Annotated in this window: 8 protein-coding genes and 1 riboswitch; of the genes, 5 read left to right on the top strand and 3 right to left on the bottom strand. The window is 43.7% G+C overall.

Annotation, left to right across the window (positions count from 1 at the left end; all coding sequences use genetic code 11):
- Positions 1-366: 366 nt before the first annotated feature.
- A complete protein-coding gene (locus QZ918_RS19860; protein ID WP_293337876.1) occupies positions 367-891 on the bottom strand; it encodes a hypothetical protein in 525 nt (174 codons plus the stop codon).
- 84 nt (positions 892-975) lie between these two features.
- Between QZ918_RS19860 and pyrE the strand changes: the two genes are divergently transcribed.
- The 5 genes from pyrE to dcm all read left to right on the top strand — a co-directional run bounded on the left by pyrE (position 976) and on the right by dcm (position 4,092).
- Entirely contained in the window at positions 976-1,569 is a 594-nt protein-coding gene (pyrE, locus tag QZ918_RS19855; protein ID WP_293337875.1) for an orotate phosphoribosyltransferase, read from the top strand.
- A gap of 190 nt (positions 1,570-1,759) precedes the next feature.
- On the top strand, positions 1,760-2,299 hold the full coding sequence (locus QZ918_RS19850; protein ID WP_527250417.1) for a hypothetical protein: 540 nt from the start codon (positions 1,760-1,762) through the stop codon (positions 2,297-2,299).
- The gene (locus QZ918_RS33285; protein WP_527250416.1) at positions 2,281-2,382 is read left to right on the top strand and encodes a hypothetical protein; all 102 of its coding nucleotides are present in this window, start codon (positions 2,281-2,283) and stop codon (positions 2,380-2,382) included. Before QZ918_RS19850 ends, QZ918_RS33285 begins: the two co-directional genes overlap by 19 nt.
- On the top strand, positions 2,375-2,752 hold the full coding sequence (locus QZ918_RS19845) for a hypothetical protein (RefSeq protein WP_293337873.1): 378 nt from the start codon (positions 2,375-2,377) through the stop codon (positions 2,750-2,752). Before QZ918_RS33285 ends, QZ918_RS19845 begins: the two co-directional genes overlap by 8 nt.
- 53 nt (positions 2,753-2,805) lie before the next feature.
- Complete coding sequence (gene dcm, locus QZ918_RS19840) at positions 2,806-4,092, top strand: DNA (cytosine-5-)-methyltransferase (protein ID WP_293337872.1); 1,287 nt, start codon at positions 2,806-2,808, stop codon at positions 4,090-4,092.
- Positions 4,093-4,137: 45 nt separating this feature from the next.
- Here dcm and thiC read toward each other — a convergent pair whose 3' ends face one another.
- Entirely contained in the window at positions 4,138-5,511 is a 1,374-nt protein-coding gene (gene thiC, locus QZ918_RS19835) for a phosphomethylpyrimidine synthase ThiC (RefSeq protein WP_293337871.1), read from the bottom strand.
- A 7-nt stretch (positions 5,512-5,518) separates the two neighbouring features.
- A riboswitch (TPP riboswitch) is annotated at positions 5,519-5,615 on the bottom strand.
- 235 nt (positions 5,616-5,850) lie between these two features.
- The gene (locus QZ918_RS19830; protein ID WP_293337870.1) at positions 5,851-6,675 is read right to left on the bottom strand and encodes a Uma2 family endonuclease; all 825 of its coding nucleotides are present in this window, start codon (positions 6,673-6,675) and stop codon (positions 5,851-5,853) included.
- Positions 6,676-6,867: the final 192 nt, after the last annotated feature.

Below are 6,867 nucleotides of genomic sequence, written 5' to 3'. Positions count from 1 at the left end.
AAGGTTCGTAGTGAGGACTTCAGTCCTTTCTATGACTTCGAGTAAATCAGGACTAAAGTCCTTACTACAAACCAATTTTCTCATCGGTAATCAAGGTTCGTAGTGAGGACTTCAGTCCTTTCTATGACTTCGAGTAAATCAGGACTAAAGTCCTTACTACAAACCAATTTTCTCATCGGTAATCAAGGTTCGTAGTGAGGACTTCAGTCCTTTCTATGATTTCGAGTAAATCAGGACTAAAGTCCTTACTACAAACCAATTTTCTCATCGGTAATCAAGGTTCGTAGTGAGGACTTCAGTCCTTTCTATGATTTCGAGTAAATCAGGACTAAAGTCCTTACTACAAACCAATTTTCTCATCGCTAATTAATTTCTGCGAACCGGTGATACATTATACAGTCCTCTAACCGCGCCTGGTGCTGCCTCCGACTCTTGTTGCTGCCGGGGTACAAACGGCTCTTGGACTGCGCTTCCTGGGGCAAAACAGCCGCTCGCTTGAGGTGCTACCTGGCAGGCTGGAGGCAAGGCCATAACTGAGGCATCAAAGGGATTGGTGGCATCCGGAACCCGAAGAATTGGATCGCTGGAAACCTGCCGCTGCATTACTCGTCGGTAGAGGCCGCTGATGCGGCTGGCATCGCGCTCGATTTCTTTTTCGGGAAAGGCAACTACGCCACTGGGGGAACCAATTCCTAGATAGTCGCCCATGTAACCTTGCAAGCTGACGTTGTGATAAAAGTCTCCTGAAGCTTCAAAGAATTGTCGGTTGAAGTTGTCACCAACGGGGCTAAATCGGGCTGTATCTGCTTGGGCAGGTTTGACGGATGCCAGTGCAGCAGAGGCGACAGCGACAATCAATGCACTGCTGAGGCTTTTTAACTTTTGACTCATAAATTTCAGCTTCTAGATTAATTACGGTTCCAATATAGACTGATTATCGGCGGATTATTTGCGTTTTCTACAAGGTGTTAAGTTATGGATGCTGCTGATTTAAAGGTGTTGCGCGATCGACTTTTGGATTTATTGTGCGAGTTTGCGTATCGCGAAGGCGACTTTGTGCTGTCTTCGGGGCAGAAAAGTTCTTACTATATCAACTGCAAACCAGTGACATTGCACGCTGAAGGTGCTTTGGCGACGGGGCGCGTACTCTTCTCCATGCTGCCACCTCAAGTGCAGGCTGTGGGCGGTTTGACGTTGGGTGCTGACCCGATTGTAACTGCTGTGAGTGTGGTTTCGGCTCTGGAAGGTCGATCGATTCCGGCGCTAATTGTCCGCAAAGAGACGAAGGGACACGGGACAATGGCGTATATTGAGGGGCCCGTGTTGCCAGAGGGGACGAATGTGGCGGTGTTGGAAGATGTCGTAACGACGGGTAAATCGGCGATGCAGGCGGTGGAGAGGCTGCGGGGTGCTGGCTATAAAGTCGATCGCGTGTTGTCTTTGATCGATCGAGAGCAAGGTGGATCTGAATTATATCGCGAGCAGGGATTGGATTTTCAGGCTGTTTTTACGATCGGGGATCTTAAGGAATGGCGATCGCGGATGGCTGACTCAGGAAAATTGCCCTAATTTCTGTCACCAAAAATATGAGAAAGGCATAACTTTAGTCGCTACTGCTAAATAGTAGTGATTAAAGTCCCTGCTACTAAGGGCAAGCACAAGATCAGATCAAGCTCAAACAACATTCCATTAGACAAAACCACAGATGTCAACTCAAAATTACAGAAGAACAGTTGAATAACTCCGTGAGTCAGCTTCTATATTTTGGCCTTCCGACTTATCTCAAAAGGAAGCTGAACTTAGTATCATACCAAAGCTAATTGAAACTCAAGAGCAGTTTATTGCTATTCTTAGCGTCACAGTTTCGGAGTTGAGTGGATTATTTCAAATAGTCGAAGCTTCAACACTTTCTGCAAATATGTTCCTCAAACATCTAATTGTACTTGCTGACTTTGGGGGAGAAATGATTAAAAGAGTGAATGGCAACTTTAATTCCCTGTTTCCACTAAATAGATTAGAATATCTTTGGAGTCTGCAAAATTACTCTTATCAATTTAATTCTCTACCTGTTCCAGGTCAACTAACAAATACAAAGCTAGGAATTGACGGTAAAAAGATACTCCAAAATCAATCTCTGTCTTTGGTGCATAAAGATTTAATAGTAATTCTTTTGTTCGGTGCTAATTCACTAAATGAAAAAACCGCTGAGGTTCTAGCCAAATGTGAAATTGGTAACTACCTAGGTCAACCCGATAAATTAGATAAGTTTATCAAACAACGATCTGGGTTAGCCGGATAACTTCAGGGTCACAATCGAATACTTTGGGTCAAATCGCTCAAAATTTTGTTAAACAATACTTGCAGGAAAATTTGGATGTATAGGGACATAAATATTATACCTAACGGTCATTTACCAGGTGTAAGACATACTGAGGAAAGCAGTAACGGACTGACGACATTTGATATTATTGTATGTAAGGAAGAGAAATTTGTTGCAATAGAAGTGAGTTTTCAAGTCACGACAAACAGCGTAATAGAGCGTAAGGCGGGACAAGCAAAATCTAGATTTGAGCAAATTGAAGGCGCAGGTTATAAAATGGCTTATGTCATTGATGGCGCTGGTAACTTTGAAAGGGAAAATGCTATCAGAAATTTGTGTACATATAGTCATTGTACAGTTGCTTTTTCCCATGATGAGCTTAATGTGCTTTGCGAGTTTTTGAGGAACTACTTTGTGCCTAACAATGAGTAAATATCTGGTATGCTTAATCAAGCTTGTTAACATCTACAATCACTAAAAATGGTATGAAAAAAATACGTTTTGTTGACTTATTCTCAGGAATAGGCGGTATGAGATTAGCCCTAGAAGCCACCGCTCATTCCTTAAATCTTGACACAGAATGCCTATTGAGCAGCGAAATCAATCCCGACGCTCAATTAGTTTACCACAAAAACTTTAACGACACACCATTAGGCGACATCCGACTAATTGACCAACTACCAGAACATGATATTTTACTAGCAGGATTCCCATGTCAGTCTTTCTCCGGTGCCGGCAAAAAAGCAGGTTTTGGCGATACACGAGGAACCCTGTTCTTTGAAATAATGAGGCTGATTGATACCGCTAAACCTCAAGGATTTATTTTTGAGAACGTGCGGGGACTTGTCAACCACGACGGCGGCAGAACCCTCGAAACAATTAAACACGAAATTACCAGTAGAGGTTACAGCTTCGATTACTTTTTGCTCAACAGCTCTAACTTTAGCTTACCCCAGAACCGCGTCCGAGTTTACCTAGTAGGAATTTTAAATGCTTCGCCCCAATTTGGGTTAGTTTCCGACTTAGGGCCAAAAGATTCCCATTCCTGTAACCATCAACAGCTATCCTTATTTTCCCCCTTAAGTAAACCCGTCGCAGTTGCAGATATTTTGGAAGACAATCCCGATCCCAAATATCATTGCTCGCCAGAATTTATCAAGGCATTGAAGCCAATCGTTAACAATGATTTAAATCACTTGCACGGAATGCGGCTAATTGACTATCGCGGCGGCAATTCGATTCATTCTTGGGAACTCGGTTTGCGAGGTCAGTGCAGTTTAGACGAAATTGAGTTGATGAATCGTTTTATCTTGAAAAGGCGAAATAAAGAATTTGGACATGACCAAGATGGAAAACTATTAACTAAAGAGCAAATCGCTACTTTTTTTGCTCATCCCAATCTTGATGAAATTCTGGATTTACTGGTAGCCAAGAAGTATCTACAGTGTAACAATGATTTGTACAAACCTGTATCGGGTAACTTTTCCTTTGAAGTCTATAAATTTCTAGATCCCCAGAAGATTTCTGTAACACTTGTTGCCAGCGATGCAAATAAATTAGGTGTTTATCACAACCATAGAGTCCGGCGAATTACTCCCCGCGAAGCCGCACGGTTACAAGGTTTTTCCGATAGTTTTGTACTGCATTCCAATGATGATAAAGCTTACTATCAACTGGGCAATAGCGTCAGTATTAATGTGGTAAAAGCTGTGGCGAAAGAAGTTATGCAGAATGTTTTGTCCTCTACCAAACAAAAAGTTAGTGCCTTTTGAATTGGGAAGGGTGGGCGAATCAATCCGCCCGCCCTAGCAATATAGTTAGCTTAGCGCTACAGGTTCCTTAGCAAGAAACTTCTCCAACTCAGTCAAAGCATCGGCATCAACCTTAGTCTGCATCGGACAGAACTTAGGCCCGCACATCGAACAGAATTCCGCAGTTTTGTAGATATCTGCTGGCAAAGTTTCGTCGTGATATTCCTTTGCTCTTTCTGGATCTAGCGAAAGTTCAAATTGACGGTTCCAATCGAAATTGTAACGCGCCTTCGAGAGTTCGTCATCGCGATCGCGCGCACCCGGACGACCGCGCGCGATATCCGCAGCGTGAGCCGCGATTTTGTAAGCAATCAGCCCATTTCTGACATCCTCAGCATTCGGCAATCCCAAGTGTTCCTTCGGTGTCACGTAGCACAGCATAGCAGTACCGTACCAACCAGCCATCGCCGCCCCAATCGCTGAGGTAATGTGGTCGTATCCCGGTGCAATATCAGTCACCAACGGCCCCAAAACATAGAAAGGAGCTTCCGAGCATTCCTCCATTTGTTTCTTGACATTAAACTCAATTTGATCCATAGGTACGTGGCCCGGGCCTTCCACCATTACCTGCACGTCATGTTCCCAAGCTTTGCGAGTCAAGTTACCCAAAGTTTTGAGTTCGGCTAATTGAGCTTCATCGGACGCATCGTGAGTGCAACCGGGGCGCAAAGAATCTCCCAAACTAAACGAAACATCATATTTCTTGAAGATTTCAATGATGTCGTTAAAGTGAGTGTAGAGAGGATTTTGTTTGTGGTGGTGCAGCATCCAGCGCGCCAAAATTCCGCCACCACGAGAGACAATCCCAGTAATCCGATTTCTCACCAATGGTAAATGCTCAATCAGAATTCCGGCGTGAATTGTTTGGTAATCAACACCTTGTTGAGCGTGTTTGTCAATGATGTGCAGGAAGTCATTCGCCGTCAGACTTTCCATATTACCGTGCACGCTTTCTAGGGCTTGGTAAATGGGTACAGTGCCGATGGGAACTGGTGAAGCTTTGATAATCGTAGTACGAATTTCATCCAAATTGCCGCCGCCGGTGGACAAGTCCATCACGGTATCAGCACCGTATTTAACTGCTAATTTAAGCTTGTCAACTTCTTCTTCCATATTGGAAGAGTTCGGAGATGCACCGATGTTAGCATTGACTTTGCATTTAGACGCAATGCCGATCGCCATTGGCTCCAAATTAGTATGATTGATGTTAGCGGGAATAATCATCCGTCCCCGCGCTACTTCGGCGCGGATCAGTTCTCCTGGGAGATTTTCTCGCTTAGCAACAAAGTCCATTTCCTCAGTAATGACACCTTGACGGGCGTAGTGCATTTGAGATACGTTGCTGTGCCCCTGACGCTTAGCGATCCATTCGGTACGCATATCTTATATCCTTCATAAACAGCTTCCCTCCGCTGGTATTACCCAGACTCAGGTTCTAAGGGTGTTTTCTCAGCCCGGATCTGCGGGCACCCCTAGCTTTAGGCTTATGATACTAGCACTTATGTTCGGGAAAGATTAAATCTTTATAAAAACTTCCACAAATATATAATTTTTCAAGAATTTTAAGAATTTTTATTAAAAATTAAATATCTTTAATTTTGCAATTTATCAATGGTTGTAAAGCGCAGCTATCCCATAGGTAATCGCCCTTTCCCAATTTATGATATTTCTGTCATAAAAAAAGAGCGATTACCCAGAATTCAACAACTAACAAAACAATCACAATTCATCGGGATTAATGCCCATTTGGCGCAACTTTTCTGCCAAACGATCTGCCCGAAGTCGTTCTTCGTCAGCGCGAAGGCTTTCTTGTTGAGCGCGAAGGCTTTCTTGTTGAGCGCGAAGGCTTTCTTGTTGAGCGCGTTCCTCCCCTATTAATAACAAATTGCCTTCACTATCCCACCAACGCAACCAAGGCAAATTCATCTCATCATATTCCCCTTGCCAGATTCCCAATTCAACTCCAATCTGGGGAATCGGATAGCGTCCGCGATCGTTCGGACTCAGGCGCTGATAGCGGTTGTCTTCTAAATGATACATTTCTACAGCCGCTTTTTTTACTTCGTAAATTCCGTAAAAAGGAATCCGGATCGCCTGTTCGTAAACCCAGAATTTGCCAGGTTTTTGTTCTTGTTGTTCTTCTCTATCTGGGTCTGGCGGTGGAGTTCTGTCTCGTTCTTCTGAACCGTTTCCAGACACAAATTCAATTGCAATTAGCGGTGCAACGTATTCTTTCCACAATACATAGGAACGCCTAACCTGACCATTTAATAGTGGCGGTACATTGGGGACGTAAAACCAATCTGGTGCTTCGGCGCCGCGTTCGGGAGGGTCAGTTAAACGCCAATAAATCCCGCAATCTTGACCGATGCGGTACCGTCCGTCAGGGTGAATTTGTTGCAATACAGGCCGCAGGGAATCGGTGAGAATAATGCTTTGAGGCAGTTCTTGAAAGTTTTTCACAAAAGTACCGTCAGACTCTGGCAGTTCGGTATGGTCTGGGAGATGCGTGACTCCCAATTCAAATGGTTTAGCAACAGTCATAAACTTGCGCTGATTTGAGGAGTTAAATTAATTATAGCGGTTCTCAGAAAGATGAGGTATGTTGTTGGGCTTCAGCCCTCTTAGTCTGGGTCGTTATATAAGCTGTCAGTTATACCTCATCTTTTTGAGAAAGGCTATATATAGTAAGTCTAAGGTTTTGGTAATTGGGAGTGGGAATCGAACACAAGATAA

Source organism: Microcoleus sp. CAWBG58 (assembly GCF_020883045.1).
Lineage (GTDB): Bacteria > Cyanobacteriota > Cyanobacteriia > Cyanobacteriales > Microcoleaceae > Microcoleus.
This window is presented reverse-complemented; position numbering and strand designations above follow the sequence as displayed.

Bases quoted from the DNA above. Each gene is read 5' to 3' on its own strand.
- QZ918_RS19860 (WP_293337876.1), bottom strand. From the start codon at position 891: ATGAGTCAAAAGTTAAAAAGCCTCAGCAGTGCATTGATTGTCGCTGTC.
- pyrE (WP_293337875.1), top strand. From the start codon at position 976: ATGGATGCTGCTGATTTAAAGGTGTTGCGCGATCGACTTTTGGATTTA.
- QZ918_RS19845 (WP_293337873.1), top strand. From the start codon at position 2,375: ATGTATAGGGACATAAATATTATACCTAACGGTCATTTACCAGGTGTA.
- dcm (WP_293337872.1), top strand. From the start codon at position 2,806: ATGAAAAAAATACGTTTTGTTGACTTATTCTCAGGAATAGGCGGTATG.
- thiC (WP_293337871.1), bottom strand. From the start codon at position 5,511: ATGCGTACCGAATGGATCGCTAAGCGTCAGGGGCACAGCAACGTATCT.
- QZ918_RS19830 (WP_293337870.1), bottom strand. From the start codon at position 6,675: ATGACTGTTGCTAAACCATTTGAATTGGGAGTCACGCATCTCCCAGAC.